This window comes from Klebsiella sp. CN_Kp113, assembly GCF_040064585.1.
Lineage (GTDB): Bacteria > Pseudomonadota > Gammaproteobacteria > Enterobacterales > Enterobacteriaceae > Klebsiella > Klebsiella michiganensis.
This window is the reverse complement of the sequence record NZ_JBEAID010000038.1, coordinates 17043-38160: the sequence shown is the minus strand read 5'-3', so window position 1 is coordinate 38160 and position 21118 is coordinate 17043. Positions and strand designations below refer to the sequence as shown.

The window sequence follows — 21118 nt, the reverse complement described above, 5'->3', positions numbered from 1 at the left end:
CTTACCACGCAATTCAGGGAGGCGGTATGAAACTGGCAGTCGTCACGGGACAGATTGTCTGCACCGTCCGCCATCAGGGGCTGGCGCACGACAAGCTGCTAATGGTGGAGATGATTGATGCCGCGGGCAAGCCCGACGGGCAGTGCGCCGTCGCCATCGACAGCATCGGCGCGGGGCCCGGCGAATGGGTGCTGCTGGTGAGCGGAAGCTCGGCGCGACAGGCACACCGCAGCGAGGCGTCTCCTGTGGATTTGTGCGTCATCGGTATCGTCGATGAAGCGGTGGCCGGCGGTCAGGTGATTTTCCATAAATAGGACTGAACATCATGAATCAACAGGATATTGAACAGGTGGTGAAAGCGGTACTGCTGAAAATGACGGCCAGCAGCCAGCCGGACGACGCCGTTCATGAGATGGGCGTCTTTGCCTCCCTGGATGACGCCGTCGCGGCGGCAAAGGTGGCCCAGCAGGGGCTGAAAAGCGTGGCGATGCGTCAGCTGGCGATTCACGCCATCCGTGAGGCGGGCGAAAAACACGCCAGAGAATTAGCGGAGCTTGCCGTCAGCGAAACCGGCATGGGTCGCGTTGAAGATAAATTTGCCAAAAACGTGGCCCAGGCGCGCGGCACGCCGGGCGTGGAGTGCCTCTCTCCGCAGGTGCTCACCGGCGATAACGGCCTGACGCTGATTGAAAACGCGCCCTGGGGCGTGGTGGCCTCGGTCACCCCCTCCACCAACCCGGCGGCGACGGTAATTAATAACGCCATCAGCCTGATTGCCGCGGGCAATAGCGTGGTGTTCGCCCCGCATCCGGCGGCGAAAAGGGTTTCCCAGCGGGCGATTATGCTGCTCAACCAGGCGGTGATTGCCGCGGGCGGTCCGGCCAATCTGCTGGTCACCGTGGCGAACCCGGACATCGAAACGGCCCAGCGGCTGTTTAAGTACCCCGGTATTGGCCTGCTGGTGGTCACCGGCGGTGAAGCGGTGGTGGAGTCCGCGCGCAAGCATACCAATAAACGTCTGATTGCCGCCGGCGCCGGTAACCCGCCGGTAGTGGTCGACGAAACGGCCGACCTGGCGCGCGCCGCACAGTCCATCGTCAAAGGCGCCTCGTTTGATAACAACATCATCTGCGCCGACGAAAAGGTGCTGATTGTGGTCGATAGCGTCGCCGACGAGCTGATGCGCCTGATGGAAGGCCAGCAGGCGGTGAAGCTCAGCGCGGCCCAGGCCGAGCAGCTTCAGCCGGTGCTGCTGAAGAATATCGATGAGCGCGGCAAAGGTACGGTCAGCCGTGACTGGGTGGGACGTGACGCGAGCAAGATTGCCGCCGCCATCGGCCTGAACGTGCCGCCGCAGACGCGCCTGCTGTTCGTGGAAACCCCGGCCAGCCATCCATTTGCCGTGACGGAACTGATGATGCCGGTGCTCCCTGTCGTACGGGTGGCCAGCGTCGATGACGCTATCGCGCTGGCGGTGCAGCTGGAGGGCGGCTGCCACCACACGGCGGCGATGCACTCGCGCAATATCGACAACATGAATCAGATGGCGAACGCCATTGATACCAGCATTTTCGTTAAAAACGGGCCGTGCATCGCCGGGCTCGGGCTGGGCGGAGAGGGCTGGACCACCATGACCATCACCACGCCAACCGGGGAGGGGGTGACCAGTGCGCGCACCTTCGTTCGCCTGCGGCGCTGCGTGCTGGTGGATGCCTTCCGAATTGTATAAGGGATGACTCATGGCACACGACGAACAACGTTGGCTCACCCCCAGACTGCAAAAAGCGGCCGCCCTGTGTAATCAGACGCCTGCCGCCAGTGAATCACCGCTGTGGCTGGGCGTGGATTTAGGCACCTGCGACGTGGTGTCGATGGTTGTCGACAGCGAAGGGCAGCCGGTGGCGGTGTGTCTGGACTGGGCTGACGTCGTGCGTGACGGCATCGTCTGGGATTTCTTCGGCGCCGTCACCATCGTGCGCCGCCATCTCGATACGCTCGAACAGCAGCTTGGCTGTCGCTTCAGCCACGCGGCGACCTCGTTTCCGCCGGGCACCGACCCGCGTATTTCGATCAACGTACTCGAATCTGCCGGGCTGGAAGTTAGCCACGTGCTGGATGAACCGACCGCGGTGGCGGATCTGCTACAGCTCGACAACGCGGGCGTGGTGGATATCGGCGGCGGCACCACCGGGATCGCTATCGTCAAAAGGGGCGAGGTGACGTACTCCGCCGATGAAGCGACCGGCGGTCACCATATCTCCCTGACCCTTGCCGGTAACCGCCGCATGCCGCTGGAAGAGGCGGAGCAGTACAAGCGCAGCAACGTCCAGGAGATCTGGCCGGTGGTGAAGCCGGTATACGAAAAGATGGCCGAGATTGTTGCTCACCATATCGAAGGCCAGGGCATTGCTGATTTATGGCTGGCGGGCGGCTCCTGTATGCAGCCGGGCGTGGACGCGCTGTTTCGCAAGCGCTTCCCGGAATTACGGGTGCATTTACCGCAGCACAGCCTGTTTATGACCCCGCTGGCGATAGCCAGCAGCGGGAGAGAGAAAGCGGAGGGAATCTATGCAAGCTGAACTGCAGACGGCGCTCTTTCAGGCATTCGATACCCTGAATCTGCAGCGGGTGAAAACCTTCAGCGTGCCGCCGGTGACGCTGTGCGGCCTCGGCGCGCTGGGCGCCTGCGGTCAGGAAGCGCAAGCGCGAGGCGTAAGCCATCTGCTGGTGATGGTCGACAGTTTCCTGCATCAGGCGGGAATGACCGCCGGGCTTGCGCGCAGCCTGGCGATGAAGGGGGTGGCGATGACCGTCTGGCCCTGTCCGCCGGGAGAGCCGTGCATTACCGACGTCTGCGCGGCGGTGGCGCAGCTGCGCGAATCGAAGTGCGACGGCGTGGTGGCCTTTGGCGGCGGTTCGGTGCTTGACGCGGCGAAAGCGGTCGCGCTGTTGGTCACCAACCCGGAGCAGACGCTCAGCGCGATGACGGAAAGCAGCGTACTGCGCCCGCGTCTGCCGCTCATTGCGGTGCCGACCACCGCCGGAACCGGCTCGGAAACCACCAACGTGACGGTGATTATCGATGCGGTCAGCGGGCGCAAGCAGGTGCTGGCGCACGCCTCGCTCATGCCGGACGTGGCGATTCTCGACGCCGCCCTGACCGAAGGCGTTCCGCCGCCGGTGACGGCGATGACCGGGATTGACGCGCTGACCCACGCCGTTGAGGCGTACAGCGCGCTCAACGCGACGCCCTTCACCGATAGCCTGGCGCTTGGCGCGATAGCGATGATCGGCCAGGCGCTGCCGAAGGCCGTGGGCTACGGCCACGACCTCGCCGCCCGCGAAAGCATGCTGCTGGCTTCGTGTATGGCGGGAATGGCCTTTTCCAGCGCGGGTCTGGGTTTGTGTCATGCGATGGCGCATCAGCCCGGCGCGGCGCTGCATATTCCACACGGGCAGGCCAACGCCATGCTGCTGCCGACGGTAATGCGGTTTAACCGCATGGTATGCCGCGAGCGTTTCAGCCAGATCGGCCGGGCGCTGACCGCTAAAAAAACCGACGACCACGAGGCAATCGCCGCCGTAGAGGCGCTGATCGCCGAAATCGGCCTGAGCAAACGACTCTCTGACGCCGGGGCGAAGCCCGAACATTTCAGCGCATGGGCGCAGGCGGCGCAGGAGGACATTTGTCTGCGCACCAATCCACGCACCGCCACCCGGGAGCAGATTATCGATCTGTACGCGGCGGCGCGCTGATGCGGCCATTTTCCCGGAGGCGTGTGGCTGTCCCGGCTCGCGCTGCGCTTAGCCGGGCTACAGGATCGCAGCCGTCTGCTATTCCGTAGCCCGGGTAAGGCGTTCACGCCGCGACCCGGGAAAGCCCCCGGAGCGCGGTTAATGCCCCGGCGTTCACAGTATCTACAAATCATAAATGACAGGGAGTAAAGGCTATGGGAATTAACGAAATCATCATGTACATCATGATGTTCTTTATGCTGATTGCCGCCGTGGACAGGATCCTGTCGCAGTTTGGCGGCTCGGCGCGCTTTCTCGGCAAGTTTGGCAAAAGCATCGAAGGATCCGGCGGCCAGTTCGAAGAGGGGTTTATGGCGATGGGCGCGCTGGGCCTGGCGATGGTCGGGATGACCGCGCTGGCGCCGGTACTGGCGCACCTGCTCGGGCCGGTGATAATTCCGCTGTATGAAATGCTCGGCGCCAACCCGTCGATGTTCGCCGGAACGCTGCTGGCCTGCGATATGGGCGGCTTCTTCCTCGCCAAAGAGCTGGCGGGCGGCGACGTGGCGGCGTGGCTCTATTCCGGCCTGATCCTCGGGGCGATGATGGGGCCGACGCTGGTGTTCTCCATTCCGGTCGCGCTCGGCATCATCGAGCCCTCCGACCGCCGCTACCTGGCGCTGGGCGTGCTGGCCGGGATCGTCACGATTCCGATCGGCTGCATCGCCGGCGGCCTGGTGGCCATGTACTCCGGCGTGGAGATTAACGGACAGCCGGTGGAGTTCACCTTCGCGCTGATCCTGATGAATATGATCCCGGTGCTTATCGTCGCGGTGCTGGTGGCGCTGGGGCTGAAGTTTATTCCGGAAAAAATGATCAACGGCTTCCAGATCTTCGCCAAATTTCTGGTGGCGCTGATCACCATCGGCCTGGCCGCGGCGGTCATCAAGTTCCTGCTCGGCTGGGATCTGATCCCGGGGCTCGACCCGATCTTTATGGCTCCCGGCGACCAGCCCGGCGAGGTGATGCGCGCCATTGAAGTCATTGGCTCGATCTCTTGCGTGCTGCTCGGCGCTTATCCGATGGTGCTGCTGCTGACCCGCTGGTTTGAAAAGCCGCTGATGCGCGTCGGTAATCTGCTGAAAATCAACAATATGGCTGCCGGCGGGATGGTAGCGACGCTGGCCAACAACATCCCGATGTTCGGCATGATGAAGCAGATGGATACCCGCGGCAAAGTCATCAACTGCGCGTTCTCCGTCTCCGCCGCTTTCGCGCTGGGCGACCACTTAGGCTTCGCCGCCGCCAACATGAACGCCATGATCTTCCCGATGATCGTCGGCAAGCTGATCGGCGGCGTCACCGCCATTGGCGTAGCGATGCTGCTGGTGCCGAAAGATGAAAACGCACCGGCGGCGGCGAAAACCGAAGCGGAGGCGCAATCGTGAAAACTCGCCAGCTGCTGAGCGTCGGTATCGATATCGGCACCACCACCACTCAGGTGATCTTCTCCCGCCTTGAGCTGGTTAACCGTGCGGCGGTGTCGCAGGTGCCGCGCTACGAATTCATCAAACGCGAAATTAGCTGGCAAAGCCCGGTCTTCTTTACACCGGTTGATAAACAGGGCGGTCTGAAGGAGGCCGAACTCAAGGCGCTGATTCTGGCGCAGTACCAGGCCGCCGGGGTTGCCCCCGAATCGGTGGACTCCGGGGCGATCATTATCACCGGCGAAAGCGCGAAAACCCGTAACGCCCGACCGGCGGTGATGGCGCTCTCGCAGTCGCTCGGCGACTTTGTGGTGGCCAGCGCCGGGCCGCATCTGGAATCGGTGATTGCCGGTCACGGCGCCGGGGCGCAAACCCTTTCTGAACAGCGGATGTGCCGGGTGCTGAACATTGATATCGGCGGTGGTACTTCAAACTACGCGCTGTTTGAAGCGGGAAAAATCAGCGCCACCGCCTGCCTGAACGTTGGCGGGCGCCTGCTGGAGACCGACGGCCAGGGGCGGGTGGTTTATGCGCATCAGCCGGGACAAATGATCGTCGATGAGGTTTTTGGCGCAGGCGCCGATGCGCGCGCGTTGAGTGCTTCGCAGTTAGCGCAGGTAGCGCGGCGGATGGCGGAGCTGATCGTCGAAGTTATCGACGGCACGCTCTCTCCGCTGGCGCAACGGCTGATGCAAACCGGCCTGCTGCCCGCAGGCGCGGTACCCGAGGTGATAACCCTTTCCGGCGGAGTGGGCGAGTGCTACCGCAACCAGCCCGCGGATCCGTTCTGTTTTTCTGATATTGGGCCACTGTTGGCCACGGCGCTGCATGAGCATCCGCGGCTGCGGGAGATGAACGTGCAGTTCCCGGCGCAAACCGTACGCGCCACGGTGATTGGCGCCGGCGCGCACACGCTCTCGCTTTCCGGCAGCACCATCTGGCTGGAGGGGGTTCAGCTCCCGCTGCGCAATCTGCCGGTGGCGATCCCGCTTGATGAAGCCGATCTGCTGAGCGCCTGGCAGCAGGCGCTGATGCAGCTCGATCTGGATCCGGGATCGGATGCTTACGTGCTGGCGCTTCCTGCTTCGTTGCCGGTGCGCTACGCCGCCCTGCTGGTGGTGATTGACGCGCTGCTGGCTTTTGTCGCGCGCTTTCCCAACCCGCATCCCCTGCTGGTGGTGGCCGAGCAGGACTTTGGCAAAGCGCTGGGCATGCTGCTGCGCCCGCAGCTGCAACAACTCCCGCTGGCGGTCATCGATGAGGTGAGCGTACGGGCGGGGGACTATATCGACATTGGTACGCCTCTTTTTGGCGGATCGGTTGTGCCGGTGACGGTGAAATCACTCGCATTTCCTTCCTGAGGGAACGACTTATGAAACTAAAGACCACATTGTTCGGCAATGTTTATCAGTTTAAGGATGTAAAAGAGGTGCTGGCTAAAGCCAACGAACTGCGTTCGGGGGATGTGCTGGCGGGGGTGGCGGCGGAAAGTTCGCAGCAGCGCGTGGCGGCGAAGCAGGTGCTCTCCGATATGACGGTCGCCGATATTCGTAACAATCCGGTGATTCCTTATGAAGAGGACTGCGTGACGCGCCTGATTCAGGATGACGTCAACGAAACCGCCTATCAGCGGATTAAAAACTGGACTATCAGCGACCTGCGCGAATACGTGCTTAACGATGAGGTCACCAGCGATGACATCGCGTTTGTGCGCAAAGGGCTGACCTCAGAAGTGGTGGCGGCGGTGGCGAAGGTCTGCTCCAACGCCGACCTGATCTACGGCGCGAAGAAAATGCCGGTGATTAAAAAAGCCAACACCACCATCGGCCTGCCGGGCACCTTTAGCTGCCGCCTGCAGCCGAACGATACCCGCGATGACGTGCAGAGCATTGCCGCGCAAATCTACGAAGGGCTCTCGTTCGGCGCGGGCGATGCGGTGATCGGCGTTAACCCGGTAACCGATGACGTGGAGAACCTGACCCGCGTCCTCGATACCGTCTACGGCGTTATCGACAAGTTTAATATCCCGACCCAGGGCTGCGTGCTGGCGCACGTCACCACCCAGATTGAAGCGATCCGTCGCGGCGCCCCGGGGGGGCTTATTTTCCAGAGCATCTGCGGCAGCGAAAAGGGGCTAAAAGAGTTCGGCGTGGAGCTGGCGATGCTCGATGAAGCGCGGGCGGTCGGCGCCGAGTTTAACCGTATCGCCGGGGAGAACTGCCTGTACTTTGAAACCGGGCAGGGCTCGGCGCTGTCGGCCGGCGCGAACTTCGGCGCCGACCAGGTGACGATGGAGGCGCGCAACTATGGCCTGGCGCGGCACTACGATCCGTTCCTCGTCAATACCGTGGTGGGCTTTATCGGGCCGGAGTACCTCTATAACGATCGGCAGATTATTCGCGCCGGTCTCGAAGATCACTTTATGGGCAAGCTGAGCGGCATCTCGATGGGCTGCGACTGCTGCTACACCAACCATGCCGACGCCGACCAGAACCTCAATGAAAACCTGATGATTCTGCTCGCCACCGCCGGCTGCAACTACATCATGGGCATGCCGCTCGGCGACGACATCATGCTCAACTATCAGACCACCGCGTTTCACGATACCGCTACCGTCCGTCAGCTGCTGAATCTACGGCCGTCGCCGGAGTTCGAACGCTGGCTGGAAACCATGGGCATTATGGCAAACGGTCGTCTGACCCAACGGGCGGGCGATCCGTCACTGTTCTTTTGATGACGCGGGGATGACACATGATGGATCAAAAGCAGATTGAAGAAATTGTACGTAGCGTGATGGCGTCAATGGGACAACCGCAGACGGCAGCAGCAGCGCCTGAGGCGACGGTGACGAAGTGCGCCAGCCGGTGCGAGGTCGCGGCGGAGAGCTGCGCGCTGGATTTAGGTTCGCCAGAGGCGAAAGGCTGGATTGGCGTGCAGCAGCCGCATCGCGCGGAAGTGCTGGCCGAACTGAAGCGCAGCACCGCAGCGCGCGTGTGTACCGGCCGCGCCGGTCCGCGTCCGCGTACCCTCGCGCTGCTGCGCTTCCTCGCCGACCACTCGCGCTCCAAGGATACGGTGCTGAAAGAGGTACCGGAGGAGTGGGTGAAAACCCAGGGATTGCTGGAGGTGCGCTCCGAAATTAGCGACAAAAACCTCTACCTGACGCGCCCGGATATGGGCCGTCGGCTGAGTCCGGAGGCGATTGACGCGCTGAAGGCGCAGTGCGTGGCGAATCCTGACGTTCAGGTGGTGGTATCCGATGGCCTCTCTACCGACGCGATTACCGTCAACTATGAAGAGATCCTGCCGCCGCTGCTGTCGGGCCTGAAGCAGGCCGGACTGAAGGTCGGTACGCCGTTCTTCGTCCGCTACGGGCGAGTCAAAATTGAAGATCAGATTGGCGAAATTCTCGGCGCGAAGGTGGTCATCCTGCTGGTAGGCGAACGTCCGGGGCTGGGGCAGTCGGAAAGCCTCTCCTGTTACGCCGTGTATTCGCCGCGCGTGGCGACCACCGTCGAAGCGGACAGGACCTGTATTTCCAATATTCACCAGGGCGGCACGCCCCCGGTAGAAGCCGCGGCGGTGATTGTCGATTTGGCCAAACGCATGCTGGAGCAGAAGGCTTCCGGCATCAACATGACTCGGTAAGGAGGCATCATGCCTGCATTAGATTTAATTCGCCCTTCGGTGACGGCCATGCGCGTGATTGCCTCAGTGAATGACGGCTTTGCCCGCGAGCTTAAATTACCGCCACATATACGTAGCCTCGGACTCATCACGGCGGATTCGGATGATGTGACTTATATTGCCGCTGACGAAGCGACAAAACAGGCGATGGTGGAAGTGGTCTACGGTCGTTCTCTTTACGCCGGCGCGGCCCACGGCCCTTCGCCAACCGCAGGTGAAGTGCTGATTATGCTGGGCGGCCCGAACCCGGCGGAAGTGCGCGCCGGTCTGGATGCGATGGTGGCGCATATCGAAACTGGGGCCGCGTTCCAGTGGGCCAACGATGCCGAAGATACGGCGTTTCTGGCGCACGTGGTGTCGCGTACCGGCTCTTATCTCTCGTCTACCTCCGGCATTGCGCTGGGCGATCCGATCGCTTATCTGGTGGCGCCGCCGCTGGAGGCGACCTTCGGTATCGATGCGGCAATGAAATCGGCCGACGTGCAGCTGGTGACCTACGTGCCGCCGCCGTCGGAAACCAACTATTCCGCCGCCTTTTTGACGGGAAGCCAGGCCGCATGTAAAGCCGCCTGTAACGCCTTTACCGATGCCGTTCTGGATATTGCCCGTCATCCAATCCAGCGCGCGTAAGGGGGAAGCGATGATCAACGCCCTGGGATTACTGGAAGTGGACGGCATGGTGGCCGCCGTTGACGCGGCGGATGCGATGCTGAAGGCGGCCAACGTGCGGCTGCTCAGCCATGAGGTTCTTGACCCCGGCAGGCTGACGCTGGTGGTGGAAGGCGACCTGGCGGCGTGCCGGGCGGCGCTGGATGCCGGCAGCGCTGCGGCGCAGCGTACGGGGCGCGTTATCAGCCGTCGGGAGATTGGACGCCCGGAAGAGGATACCCAGCGGCTGATCGCCGGTTTTCAACGGCTGCCGCAAACGCCGGAGCCGCCGGTGGTCGTGGAATCCTCAGAACCCTTGCTGACGCTGCTCTCTTCGACGCGTCAGGGAATGACGGCAGGGGAGGTGGCCGCCCATTTCGGCTGGTCGCTTGAAGAGGCCAGGAAGGCGCTGGAGCAGCTCTTTTCTACCGGAGCGTTGCGTAAACGCAGTAGTCGCTATCGCTTAAAAAATTAACCAGTCGGAGGTGCCGGGAACGCGAAAGCGCTCCCGGTTTATCAGATCATGAAAAAGAAAAAACCGGCCAACCTGCACCATCTTTATCATGAAGCATTACCCGAAGACGTTAAACTGACGCCGATGGTCGAGGTGGACAACGTCCATCAGCGGCGGACCACCGATGTCTATGAACATGCCCTGACGATTACCGCCTGGCAGCAGATTTACGATCAGCTGCATCCGGGGAAATTTCACGGTGAATTTACCGAAATCCTGCTCGATGATATTCAGGTCTTTCGCGAATATACCGGCCTGGCGCTGCGTCAGTCCTGCCTGGTGTGGCCGAACTCCTTCTGGTTCGGTATTCCGGCAACCCGCGGCGAGCAGGGGTTTATTGGCTCACAGTGCCTCGGCAGCGCCGAAATCGCCACCCGACCCGGCGGCACCGAGTTTGAGCTCAGCACGCCGGATGATTACACCATTCTGGGCGTAGTGATCTCGGAGGATGTCATTTCCCGCCAGGCCAGCTTCCTGCATCACCCGGAGCGGGTGCTGCATATGCTGCGTAACCAGTCGGCGCTGGAGGTCAAAGAGGAGCACAAGGCGGCGCTGTGGGGCTTTGTGCAGCAGGCGCTGGCGACGTTTAGCGAGAATCCGGAGAACCTTCATCAGCCCGCGGTGCGTAAGGTGTTGGGCGATAATCTCCTGCTGGCGATGGGGGCGATGCTGGAGGAGGCGCAGCCGATGATTACCGCCGAGAGCATTAGCCACCAGAGCTATCGGCGTCTGCTTTCCCGGGCGCGGGAGTACGTGCTGGAGAATATGTCGGAGCCGCTGACGGTTCTCGATTTATGTCAGCAGCTGCACGTCAGCCGCCGTACGCTGCAAAACGCCTTTCACGCCATTCTGGGGATCGGGCCGAACGCCTGGCTGAAGCGCATTCGTTTAAACGCGGTGCGCCGGGAGCTGATTAGCCCGTGGTCGCAGAGCACGACGGTTAAGGATGCGGCGATGCAGTGGGGATTCTGGCACCTGGGCCAGTTCGCTACCGATTATCAGCAGCTGTTCGCCGAGAAACCGTCGCTGACGCTGCATCAGCGGATGCGGCAGTGGGCGTAATGAGTGGAGCGCCGGATGGCGGCGCTTTGCGTCTAATCCAGTCTGAGGAGGCGCGCATTTACAGCCAGTCGCGCACCTGAATAAATTCGCCTAACGCCGCTTCCGGGCTGCCCGCTTCCGGCTGGTAGTCGTATTCCCAGCGCACCAGCGGCGGCATCGACATCAGAATGGATTCGGTGCGGCCGCCGGTTTGCAGGCCGAACAGGGTACCGCGATCCCACACCAGGTTGAACTCCACGTAGCGCCCGCGGCGGTAGAGCTGAAAAGCGCGTTCGCGCTCGCCCCAGACCCTCTCTTTACGCCGCTCGACAATGGGCAGATACGCATCGGTGAAGCCATTGCCCACCGCCTGCATAAAGTCGAAACAATGGTCAAAGTTCGGGGTATTCAAATCATCAAAAAACAGGCCGCCGATGCCGCGCTGCTCGTTACGATGCTTGAGGAAGAAGTAGTCGTCGCACCACTTTTTATAGCGCGGATAAACCTCTTCGCCGAAGGGCTGGCACAGGTCGAGAGCGGTGCGATGCCAGTGAACGGCATCTTCTTCAAAGCCGTAGTAGGGGGTTAAATCGAAGCCGCCGCCGAACCACCATACCGGCTCGGCGCCCGGTTTTTCCGCGATAAAGAAGCGCACGTTGGCGTGGCTGGTGGGGATATAGGGACTGCGCGGGTGCACGACCAGCGAGACGCCCATCGCTTCAAAGCTGCGGCCCGCCAGCTCAGGGCGGTGCGCGGTTGCGGAGGCCGGCATCGCCTCGCCGTGCACGTGCGAAAAGTTAACGCCAGCCTGCTCAAAGATACCGCCATCGCGCAGCACCCGGCTGCGTCCGCCGCCGCCGCCTTCCCGCAGCCAGCTATCTTCGATGAATTCGCTGCCGTCAACGGCGCTGAGCTTTTGGCAGATAGCATCCTGGAGCTGGAGAAGGAAAGCTTTTACCTGGTGCGCATCGGGTCTCATTAACGTCTCTTCGAGTGGGCTTTCTGGTTATCGAACCAGTGGAAATAGCTGATGATGCCGTTGGCAATCGCTGTGGCGATTTTCTGCCGGAACGCGGTGGTGCCGAGCAGTTTTTCTTCGTTCGGATTGGTAATAAACGAGGTTTCTACCAGCACCGACGGAATCGACGGTGATTTCAGCACCACAAACGCCGCCTGCTCGGTATTGCGGCTGTGCAGCTTATGCACCGGCTTGATCTTTTTCAGGATATGCGAACCGAGCGTCAGGCTGTTTTTGATGGTATCAGTTTGTACCAGGTCGAACAGCACTTGCTGCAATAGGTGGTCTTTATCCGTCGTTTTCTTGCCGGCCACTTCATCCGCTCGGTTTTCACGGTCCGAGAGATACTTTGCCATGGCGCTACTGGCGCCGCGGTTGGAAAGGGCGAAAACGGAGGCGCCGGCCGCGCTCGGGTTGGTGAAACCATCGGCGTGAATTGACATAAAAAGATCGGCGCCGTGCTGGTGGGCGATCTCCACCCGGTCATAGAGCGGAATAAATGTATCGCCGCTGCGCGTCAGGCGCGCATCGATGCCGTTGCTGCGCAGAATGCTGCGCACGTTTTTAGCGATCGCCAGCACGACGTGCTTCTCTTTTGAACCGTTATGGCCGATAGCGCCGGTATCAATACCGCCATGGCCCGGGTCGAGCATCACGACGCGTTTGGCGCCTTTTTTCTTCGCTGCGGGTTTGCTGTGCCCATTGGATGTTTTCAATGGCTGTTGTTCTTTCGCGCTGGCCTGTGAGGCGATCCCTGAAAGCGTGATTGCTGCCAGCCCGGCTTTCAGCACCTGGCGGCGCGAAGCAAGTATTTTTAATGGTTTAAAAGTGCTCATTCGGCCTGAATTGCAAACAAGTGGTAACCAATGTTATATCGTATCGTCTTTTCTGATACGACCATTCAAAATAAGAATTGTTTTACTTTTCATTTCAATACATGACAAAGTCATAGTATGCCATTTTTTGCGGCTCATTGCGCCTGATATTGGCTATCGGGCACAATCACGCCATAATCTCTGTTTTTAACCGTCAATGGTGGGGAATACCATGGAGATACGCGTTTTTCGCCAGCAAGATTTCGAAGAGGTCATCACCCTGTGGGAGCGTTGCGATCTCCTTCGCCCATGGAACGATCCGGAAATGGATATTGAACGTAAGCTGAACCACGATGCCAGCCTGTTTCTGGTCGCCGAAGTTAACGGTGAAGTGGTTGGCACGGTGATGGGCGGTTATGACGGGCATCGCGGGTCTGCCTATTATCTTGGCGTGCATCCTGAATATCGCGGTCGCGGTATTGCTAATGCGCTACTTAATCGGCTGGAGAAAAAGCTGATCGCCCGCGGCTGTCCGAAAATAAATATTATGGTTCGCGAAGATAATGATGTGGTGCAGGGGATGTACGAACGCCTTGGCTATGAGCATTCAGACGTGCTGTGCCTCGGCAAGCGCTTAATTGAAGATGAAGAATACTGAGTTTATCCCCGCCGATTTCGATACCCACGGCCGCCTGCGTTTGCCGTTTCTCTTTTGGTGCGTGCTGCTGCTTCAGGCGCGGACGTGGGTGCTATTTCTGATGGCCGGCGCGTCACGCCAGCAGGGCGACGCGCTGCTGAATCTGTTTTATCCGGACCACGATAATTTTGGCTGGGATTGCTCCCCGGCATTCCGGCGGTGCTGGCGTTTATCATTAGCGGGCATCGTCAGCGCTTCCCCCGGCTCTGGCCCATGATGCGCTGGCTGCTGGTGCTTTCCCAGCTCTTGCTGTTGGTCTGGCAACCGCTGTTGTGGATGAGCGGCGAGTCGCCTTCGGCGGTGACCATCGGCCTGCTGGCGGCGGATCTTTACGCGCTCTGGTGGCTGTTAAGCAGCCGTCGGCTGAAAGCCTGTTTTCGCGAAGAACAGGTTTAACGGCACTTTTTGCCGATCGCGCACTCCAACTTGCGTTGAATACATCAGAAAGGACACTCAGTCATGAAATCGCTACGTTTACTTCTCTGCGCACTACCGCTGGCTTTAACCGGCTGCTCAACGATGAGCTCGGTGAACTGGTCGGCGGCTTATCCGTGGAACTGGTTTGGTTCCTCTTTGGAGGTGAGCGAACAGGGCGTAGGCAACCTGACGGCGTCAACGGCGCTGAGCGAGCAGGCGATCGGCGACGCGCTCGGCAGCAGCTACCGCCTGCGCAGCGGCATGAAAACGGCTAACGGCAATATTGTGCGCTATTTCGAAGCGTTAAAAGATGACAAGGTCGCGCTGACCATCAACGGCGAGAGCGGGACTATTAGCCGCATAGACGTGCGCGATAGCAATATCAAAGCCGCCAGCGGCGTGAAAATCGGTACCCCGTTCAGCGATATCTACAGCAAAGCGTTTGGTAACTGCCAGAAAGGCAGCAACGATAACGGTGCCGTGGTGGAGTGCAAGGCCGAGGGTAGCCAGCATATTAGCTATGCCTTCACCGGCAGCTGGAGCGGCCCTGAAGAGCTAATGCCCTCCGACGACACGCTGAAAAACTGGAAGGTGAGCAAGATTATCTGGCGTCGCTAATTTGATCTGAAGTGATTCGAGGTCCTGAAAAAGCGGGTACAATAGCGCCTTAAAAAGCCACAGCGTTGTGGTTGTACTATTTCAGGAGGAGCGATGTCTCAGGTTCAGAGCGGCATTTTGCCGGAACATTGCCGTGCGGCGATTTGGATTGAAGCAAATGTCAAAGGCGATGTTGACGCCCTGCGCGAAGCCAGCAAGGTGTTTGCCGATAAGTTAGCCACCTTTCAGGCGAAATACCCGGAAGCGAAGCTGGGGGCGGTGGTCGCTTTTGGCCATAACGTCTGGCGTCAGCTAAGCGGTGGCGTCGGGGCTGAAGAGCTAAAAGACTTCCCGTCCTATGGCAAAGGTCTGGCCCCGGCTACCCAGTATGATGTGCTAATCCACATTCTGTCCGCGCAGCATGAGCTGAATTTTTCTGTCGCTCAGGCGGCCCTGTCCGCTTTTGGCGCAGCGATTGATGTTAAAGAAGAGATTCACGGCTTTCGCTGGATTGAAGAGCGCGATCTGAGCGGCTTTGTCGACGGTACTGAAAACCCGGCGGGGGAAGAGACCCGCCGTGAAGTGGCGGTGATTCAGGATGGCGTCGATGCGGGCGGCAGCTACGTATTTGTGCAGCGCTGGGAGCACAACCTCAAGCAGCTTAATCGCATGAGCGTTCCCGATCAGGAGATGATGATCGGCCGTACCAAAGAAGCCAACGAAGAGATTGACGGCGACGATCGTCCGGATACCTCTCACCTGAGCCGCGTGGATCTGAAAGAAGAAGGTAAAGGGCTGAAGATTGTGCGTCAGAGCCTGCCGTACGGTACCGCCAGCGGCACCCACGGCCTCTACTTTTGCGCCTACTGCGCGCGTCTGCACAATATTGAACAGCAGCTGCTGAGCATGTTCGGCGATACCGACGGTAAGCGCGACGCGATGCTGCGTTTTACCAAACCGGTGACCGGCGGATACTACTTCGCGCCTTCGCTGGATAGACTGCTGGCGCTGTAAGATCTTCTCCTGACCCTCTCCCCGCAGGGAGAGGGGACCGTTCGGCGCGGCCGGCAGGCGTCGAACGTGTTCCGGTTCTGCATGCGTGATTCAGATAAGCTTTGCCATTCCCTTATTCTCTTTTCGACTTCCAAATCGCCAAACGGTATATAAAACCGTTACTCCTTTCATAGCCGTTATAAATATGATGATCAGCAGAAAATCATCATATTGATAAGGGTGCGCAATGGCCGTTAAATCACTAAAAAAAGGATATCTGGCGCTGGCTGCTTCTGTGCTGCTGGTCGCGCAGGCGCAGGCGACGGAATTGCTGAACAGTTCCTACGATGTTTCCCGCGAGCTGTTTGCCGCCCTTAACCCGCAGTTCGAACAGCAGTGGGCGAAAGATAACGGCGGCGATAAGCTGACGATAAAACAATCTCATGCCGGGTCATCAAAACAGGCGCTGGCGATTCTGCAAGGGCTGAAGGCTGACGTGGTGACCTACAATCAGGTGACCGATGTCCAGATTCTGCACGACAAAGGCAAGCTGATCCCCGCCGACTGGCAAAGCCGTCTGCCGAATAACAGCTCGCCGTTTTACTCCACCATGGGCTTCCTGGTGCGTAAAGGTAACCCGAAGAATATCCACGACTGGAATGACTTAGTGCGTTCCGACGTGAAGCTGATTTTCCCGAACCCAAAAACCTCCGGCAACGCGCGTTACACTTATTTAGCGGCGTGGGGCGCGGCGGACAAGGCTGACGGCGGCGATAAAGCGAAAACCGAGCAGTTCATGACCCAGTTCCTGAAAAACGTCGAAGTGTTTGATACCGGCGGTCGCGGGGCTACCACGACCTTCGCCGAGCGCGGTCTGGGCGATGTGCTGATCAGCTTCGAATCGGAAGTGAACAACATCCGCAAACAGTATGAAGCGCAGGGCTTTGAGGTGGTTATCCCGAAAACCAACATCCTGGCCGAGTTCCCGGTGGCGTGGGTGGATAAAAACGTCCAGGCCAACGGTACCGAGAAAGCGGCAAAAGCCTATCTCAACTACCTGTACAGCCCACAGGCGCAGACCATCATTACCGATTACTACTACCGCGTGAATAACCCGGACGTGATGAACAAACTGCAAGATAAATTCCCGCAGACCGAACTGTTCCGCGTGGAAGATAAATTTGGCTCCTGGCCTGATGTGATGAAAACCCATTTTGCCAGCGGCGGTGAGCTGGACAAACTGCTGGCGGCGGGGCGTAAGTAATGTTTGCAGTATCGACTAAACGCGTGCTGCCGGGCTTTACCTTAAGCCTCGGGACCAGCCTGCTGTTCGTCTGCCTTATCCTGTTGTTGCCGCTCAGCGCGCTGGTGATGCAGCTTGCCCAGATGAGCTGGGCGCAGTACTGGGACGTGGTGACCAACCCGCAGGTGGTGGCGGCCTATAAAGTGACGCTGCTGTCGGCGTTTGTCGCCTCCATTTTTAACGGCGTGTTCGGCCTTCTGATGGCGTGGATCTTAACCCGCTACCGCTTCCCGGGCCGCACGCTGCTTGATGCGCTGATGGATTTGCCGTTTGCGCTGCCGACGGCCGTTGCCGGCTTAACCCTCGCCTCGCTCTTCTCCGTGAACGGGTTGTACGGCGAGTGGCTGGCGAAATTTGATATTAAAGTCACCTATACCTGGCTCGGTATCGCGGTGGCCATGGCCTTTACCAGCATCCCGTTTGTGGTGCGTACCGTGCAGCCGGTGCTGGAAGAGTTGGGCCCGGAATATGAAGAAGCGGCGGAAACCCTGGGCGCCACGCGCTGGCAGAGCTTTCGCAAGGTGGTGCTGCCGGAGCTCTCCCCGGCGCTGATGGCGGGCGTTGCGCTGTCGTTTACCCGCAGCCTCGGTGAGTTCGGCGCGGTGATTTTTATCGCCGGCAACATTGCGTGGAAAACGGAAGTGACCTCGCTGATGATTTTTATTCGTTTGCAGGAGTTTGATTACCCGGCGGCGAGCGCGATTGCTTCGGTGATCCTCGCGGCCTCGCTGCTGCTGCTGTACTCGATTAACACTCTGCAAAGTCGCTTTGGTCGACGTGTGGTAGGTCACTGATGGCGGAAGTTACGCAATTGAAGCGATACGATGCGCCCCGCATCAACTGGGGTAAATGGTTTCTGATCGGTGCGGGCGTGCTGGTTTCCGCGTTTATTCTCGTCGTGCCGACGGTGTATATCTTCGTTCAGGCCTTCAGCAAGGGGCTGATGCCCGCGCTGGAAAACCTGGCGAACCCGGATATGCTGCACGCCATCTGGCTGACCGTGCTGATTGCATTGATCACCGTGCCGGTGAACCTGGTGTTCGGCACGCTGCTGGCGTGGCTGGTGACGCGCTTTAACTTCCCGGGACGTCAGCTGCTGCTGACCCTGCTGGATATTCCTTTTGCCGTGTCGCCGGTGGTAGCGGGCCTGGTGTATCTGCTCTTTTACGGCTCCAACGGGCCGCTGGGCGGCTGGCTGGATGAGCACAACCTGCAGATCATGTTCGCCTGGCCGGGCATGGTGCTGGTGACGGTCTTTGTGACCTGCCCGTTTGTGGTGCGCGAGCTGGTGCCGGTGATGTTAAGCCAGGGGAGCAACGAAGACGAAGCGGCGGTGCTGCTGGGCGCGTCAGGCTGGCAGATGTTCCGCCGCGTGACGCTGCCGAATATCCGCTGGGCGCTGCTTTACGGCGTGGTGCTGACCAACGCCCGCGCGATTGGCGAGTTTGGTGCCGTTTCCGTCGTCTCCGGCTCTATTCGCGGTGAAACCCTGTCGCTGCCGTTACAGATTGAGCTGCTGCAGCAGGACTACAACACCATCGGTTCGTTTACTGCCGCCGCGTTGCTGACGCTGATGGCTATTTTGACCCTGTTTTTGAAGAGTGTGGTGCAGTGGCGTTTAGAAAATCAGGAAAAACGTCAGCATCAGGAGGGAAATCATGAGCATTGAGATTGCCAATATTAAGAAGTCTTTTGGTCGCACCCAGGTGCTGAATGATATCTCGCTGGATATCCCTTCCGGACAAATGGTGGCGCTGCTCGGGCCGTCTGGCTCCGGTAAAACCACGCTGCTGCGTATTATCGCCGGGCTTGAGCATCAGACCAGCGGGCACATCCGCTTTCACGGCACCGACGTGAGCCGTCTGCATGCCCGCGATCGCAAGGTGGGCTTTGTATTCCAGCATTACGCGCTGTTCCGCCATATGACCGTGTTCGACAATATTGCGTTTGGCCTGACCGTACTGCCGCGCCGCGAGCGCCCGAATGCGGCGGCCATCAAAGCGAAAGTGACCAAACTGCTGGAGATGGTACAGCTTGCGCATCTGGCGGATCGCTTTCCGGCGCAGCTCTCCGGCGGGCAGAAGCAGCGCGTGGCGCTGGCGCGTGCGTTAGCCGTTGAACCGCAGATACTGCTGCTGGATGAACCCTTCGGCGCGCTGGACGCCCAGGTGCGTAAAGAGCTGCGTCGCTGGCTGCGTCAGCTGCATGAAGAGCTGAAGTTCACCAGCGTCTTCGTCACCCACGATCAGGAAGAGGCGATGGAAGTTGCCGACCGCGTGGTAGTGATGAGCCAGGGCAACATTGAGCAGGTTGACGAGCCGGAGCAGCTCTGGCGCGAACCGGCGACCCGCTTTGTGCTGGAATTTATGGGCGAGGTGAACCGTCTGCAGGGCACCATTCGCGGCGGACAATTCCACGTGGGCGCGCACCGCTGGCCGCTGGGCTATACCTCCGCGCATCAGGGGCCGGTCGATCTGTTCCTGCGTCCGTGGGAAGTTGACGTGAGCCGCCGAACCAGCCTCGATTCACCGCTGCCGGTGCAGGTGCTGGAAGCTAGCCCTAAAGGTCACTACACGCAATTGGTGGTACAACCGCTGGGCTGGTATACCGAGCCGCTGACCGTGGTCATGCGCGACGACGTCCCGCCGCACCGGGGAGAGCGCCTGTTTGTCGGTCTGCAGCATGCCCGTATTTATCACGGGAAGGAACGCATTGAGACGCGCGAGGATATTGCTCTGGCTGAGTCAGCCTGATAGGTTATCGCGTATGTTTTTCGCCCGGTGGGGTAATGCTTACCGGGCTTTTTATTGGGCAAAACCGTGAATACATTAGAACAAACAATCGGCAACACGCCTCTGGTCAAACTGCAGCGCATGGGGCCGGACAACGGCAGCGAAATCTGGGTCAAACTTGAAGGCAACAATCCGGCGGGGTCGGTGAAAGACAGGGCGGCCCTGTCGATGATTGTCGAGGCCGAAAAGCGCGGAGAGATTAAACCCGGTGATGTGCTGATTGAAGCGACCAGCGGCAACACCGGCATTGCGCTGGCGATGATCGCCGCGCTTAAAGGCTATCAGATGAAGCTGCTGATGCCGGACAACATGAGTCAGGAGCGCCGTGCCGCCATGCGCGCCTACGGTGCGGAGCTGATTCTGGTCACCAAAGAGCAGGGAATGGAAGGCGCGCGTGACTTAGCGTTAGCCATGGCGCAGCGCGGCGAAGGCAAGCTGCTCGATCAGTTCAACAACCCGGACAACCCGTACGCGCACTACACCACTACCGGGCCGGAAATCTGGCAGCAGACCGACGGGCGGATCACCCATTTTGTCTCCAGCATGGGTACCACCGGCACCATTACCGGCGTATCGCGTTTTCTGCGCGAGCAGGATAAAGCGGTGAGCATCGTGGGGCTGCAGCCGGAAGAGGGGAGCAGTATTCCCGGAATTCGCCGCTGGCCTGCCGAATATATGCCGGGCATTTTTAACGCGCAGCTGGTGGACGCGGTGCTCGATATCCATCAACAGGATGCCGAAAACACCATGCGGATGCTGGCGGTGAAGGAGGGGATTTTCTGCGGCGTCAGTTCCGGCGGCGCGGTGGCGGGCGCGCTACGTGTGGCGGGTGAAAATCCTGGCGCGGTAGTGGTGGCGATCGTTTGCGATCGCGGCGATCGCTACCTTTCTACCGGCGTATTTGGCGAAGAGCACTTTACCCAAGGCGCGGGAATTTAAACCTCGGGCGCGTCGAGCAGGTCCGTACCGTAGGAGTTATCCACGGTGCAGAGCCAGCGTTCACCCTGCTGATGAAAGACATAGGTTGCGCGCCGCGTGACCTGTGTTATCCCGGCTTCCGCCGTCGGGATATCCAGCCGGGTTTCCATAATCACCAGCGCATTGCCGCCGCCTTCGATAATCTCCATTTTTCCCTGCGTCACCACCAGCCGGTGCTGGAAATAGTCGGCAATGGCGATAAACGCGTTGCGGATATTTTCTTTGCCCCGCACGACCATGCCTGGCTTGACGACCAGCGCGGCGTCATCAGCGTAATACTCCATCAGTGTCGCGTAATCCTCCTGGGAGATAGCGCGATCGCAGGCTTCGATGGCGGCTTTAAGCTGTGGGTTGGGATTGGGCATTTCTGGCGATCCTTAAATTGCCGGGCTTTAA

At 59.8% G+C, this 21118-nt stretch carries 22 protein-coding genes and 1 pseudogene; 20 read left to right on the top strand and 3 right to left on the bottom strand.

Features of this window, described 5'->3' with window-relative positions; all coding sequences use genetic code 11:
• Nucleotides 1-26 precede the first annotated feature (26 nt).
• The 11 genes from eutN to eutR all read left to right on the top strand — a co-directional run bounded on the left by eutN (nt 27) and on the right by eutR (nt 11133).
• A complete protein-coding gene (eutN, locus tag ABLV30_RS23775) occupies nt 27-314 on the top strand; it encodes an ethanolamine utilization microcompartment protein EutN (protein ID WP_004853058.1) in 288 nt (95 codons plus the stop codon).
• A gap of 11 nt (nt 315-325) precedes the next feature.
• Nucleotides 326-1729 (top strand): aldehyde dehydrogenase family protein, encoded by a 1404-nt coding sequence (locus tag ABLV30_RS23770; RefSeq protein WP_025106624.1) that lies wholly within the window; start codon nt 326-328, stop codon nt 1727-1729.
• A gap of 10 nt (nt 1730-1739) precedes the next feature.
• Nucleotides 1740-2579, top strand: coding sequence for an ethanolamine utilization protein EutJ (gene eutJ, locus ABLV30_RS23765; RefSeq protein ID WP_014839174.1), 840 nt, complete (start codon nt 1740-1742; stop codon nt 2577-2579).
• Nucleotides 2569-3756, top strand: coding sequence for an ethanolamine utilization ethanol dehydrogenase EutG (eutG, locus tag ABLV30_RS23760; RefSeq protein WP_064374451.1), 1188 nt, complete (start codon nt 2569-2571; stop codon nt 3754-3756). Before eutJ ends, eutG begins: the two co-directional genes overlap by 11 nt.
• Before the next feature lie 194 nt (nt 3757-3950).
• Nucleotides 3951-5183 carry an ethanolamine utilization protein EutH gene (eutH, locus tag ABLV30_RS23755; protein ID WP_004853049.1) on the top strand — a complete coding sequence of 411 codons (1233 nt, stop codon included), beginning with the start codon at nt 3951-3953 and terminating at the stop codon, nt 5181-5183.
• Nucleotides 5180-6583 carry an ethanolamine ammonia-lyase reactivating factor EutA gene (gene eutA / locus ABLV30_RS23750; RefSeq protein WP_025106628.1) on the top strand — a complete coding sequence of 468 codons (1404 nt, stop codon included), beginning with the start codon at nt 5180-5182 and terminating at the stop codon, nt 6581-6583. Before eutH ends, eutA begins: the two co-directional genes overlap by 4 nt.
• Before the next feature lie 11 nt (nt 6584-6594).
• A complete protein-coding gene (gene eutB, locus ABLV30_RS23745; protein ID WP_004104373.1) occupies nt 6595-7956 on the top strand; it encodes an ethanolamine ammonia-lyase subunit alpha in 1362 nt (453 codons plus the stop codon).
• 20 nt (nt 7957-7976) lie between these two features.
• The gene (gene eutC, locus ABLV30_RS23740) at nt 7977-8870 is read left to right on the top strand and encodes an ethanolamine ammonia-lyase subunit EutC (protein ID WP_032693169.1); all 894 of its coding nucleotides are present in this window, start codon (nt 7977-7979) and stop codon (nt 8868-8870) included.
• A gap of 9 nt (nt 8871-8879) precedes the next feature.
• Nucleotides 8880-9539, top strand: coding sequence for an ethanolamine utilization microcompartment protein EutL (eutL, locus tag ABLV30_RS23735; RefSeq protein WP_004853042.1), 660 nt, complete (start codon nt 8880-8882; stop codon nt 9537-9539).
• Between the two features lie 10 nt (nt 9540-9549).
• Nucleotides 9550-10032 (top strand): ethanolamine utilization microcompartment protein EutK, encoded by a 483-nt coding sequence (gene eutK, locus ABLV30_RS23730; RefSeq protein ID WP_014230327.1) that lies wholly within the window; start codon nt 9550-9552, stop codon nt 10030-10032.
• 48 nt (nt 10033-10080) lie between these two features.
• Entirely contained in the window at nt 10081-11133 is a 1053-nt protein-coding gene (eutR, locus tag ABLV30_RS23725; RefSeq protein WP_025106630.1) for an HTH-type transcriptional regulator EutR, read from the top strand.
• A gap of 58 nt (nt 11134-11191) precedes the next feature.
• Here the strand turns inward: eutR and hemF are convergent, their stop codons facing one another.
• Together hemF and amiA are read right to left on the bottom strand one after the other, a co-directional pair.
• Nucleotides 11192-12091: an oxygen-dependent coproporphyrinogen oxidase gene (gene hemF / locus ABLV30_RS23720; protein WP_265801321.1), complete on the bottom strand. Its 900-nt coding sequence runs from the start codon at nt 12089-12091 to the stop codon at nt 11192-11194.
• Nucleotides 12091-12966 carry an N-acetylmuramoyl-L-alanine amidase AmiA gene (amiA, locus tag ABLV30_RS23715; RefSeq protein ID WP_004870750.1) on the bottom strand — a complete coding sequence of 292 codons (876 nt, stop codon included), beginning with the start codon at nt 12964-12966 and terminating at the stop codon, nt 12091-12093. Before amiA ends, hemF begins: the two co-directional genes overlap by 1 nt.
• Nucleotides 12967-13177: 211 nt before the next feature.
• Between amiA and ABLV30_RS23710 the strand changes: the two genes are divergently transcribed.
• The 9 genes and pseudogenes from ABLV30_RS23710 (at nt 13178) to cysM (ending at nt 20683) form a co-directional block, all read left to right on the top strand.
• Complete coding sequence (locus ABLV30_RS23710; protein WP_004853033.1) at nt 13178-13603, top strand: GNAT family acetyltransferase; 426 nt, start codon at nt 13178-13180, stop codon at nt 13601-13603.
• A pseudogene (locus ABLV30_RS23705) lies at nt 13590-14038 on the top strand (DUF2919 domain-containing protein). The gene ABLV30_RS23710 and the pseudogene ABLV30_RS23705 overlap by 14 nt, the downstream one beginning before the upstream one ends.
• 63 nt (nt 14039-14101) lie before the next feature.
• Nucleotides 14102-14677, top strand: a complete 576-nt coding sequence (locus ABLV30_RS23700; RefSeq protein ID WP_116280135.1) for an RpoE-regulated lipoprotein — start codon at nt 14102-14104, stop codon at nt 14675-14677.
• Between the two features lie 93 nt (nt 14678-14770).
• A complete protein-coding gene (locus ABLV30_RS23695) occupies nt 14771-15670 on the top strand; it encodes a Dyp-type peroxidase (RefSeq protein ID WP_009654897.1) in 900 nt (299 codons plus the stop codon).
• A 226-nt stretch (nt 15671-15896) separates the two neighbouring features.
• Nucleotides 15897-16913 carry a thiosulfate/sulfate ABC transporter substrate-binding protein CysP gene (cysP, locus tag ABLV30_RS23690; RefSeq protein ID WP_049069738.1) on the top strand — a complete coding sequence of 339 codons (1017 nt, stop codon included), beginning with the start codon at nt 15897-15899 and terminating at the stop codon, nt 16911-16913.
• Complete coding sequence (gene cysT, locus ABLV30_RS23685) at nt 16913-17746, top strand: sulfate/thiosulfate ABC transporter permease CysT (RefSeq protein ID WP_004123378.1); 834 nt, start codon at nt 16913-16915, stop codon at nt 17744-17746. Before cysP ends, cysT begins: the two co-directional genes overlap by 1 nt.
• Nucleotides 17746-18621, top strand: a complete 876-nt coding sequence (cysW, locus tag ABLV30_RS23680; protein WP_004853017.1) for a sulfate/thiosulfate ABC transporter permease CysW — start codon at nt 17746-17748, stop codon at nt 18619-18621. Before cysT ends, cysW begins: the two co-directional genes overlap by 1 nt.
• On the top strand, nt 18611-19705 hold the full coding sequence (gene cysA, locus ABLV30_RS23675; protein ID WP_004853015.1) for a sulfate/thiosulfate ABC transporter ATP-binding protein CysA: 1095 nt from the start codon (nt 18611-18613) through the stop codon (nt 19703-19705). The genes cysW and cysA overlap by 11 nt, the downstream gene beginning before the upstream one ends.
• A gap of 66 nt (nt 19706-19771) precedes the next feature.
• Nucleotides 19772-20683, top strand: a complete 912-nt coding sequence (cysM, locus tag ABLV30_RS23670; protein ID WP_014230319.1) for a cysteine synthase CysM — start codon at nt 19772-19774, stop codon at nt 20681-20683.
• On the opposite strand, the gene ABLV30_RS23665 is transcribed toward cysM, so the two are convergent.
• On the bottom strand, nt 20680-21087 hold the full coding sequence (locus ABLV30_RS23665; protein WP_047723142.1) for a nuclear transport factor 2 family protein: 408 nt from the start codon (nt 21085-21087) through the stop codon (nt 20680-20682). The genes cysM and ABLV30_RS23665 overlap by 4 nt on opposite strands.
• Nucleotides 21088-21118: the final 31 nt, after the last annotated feature.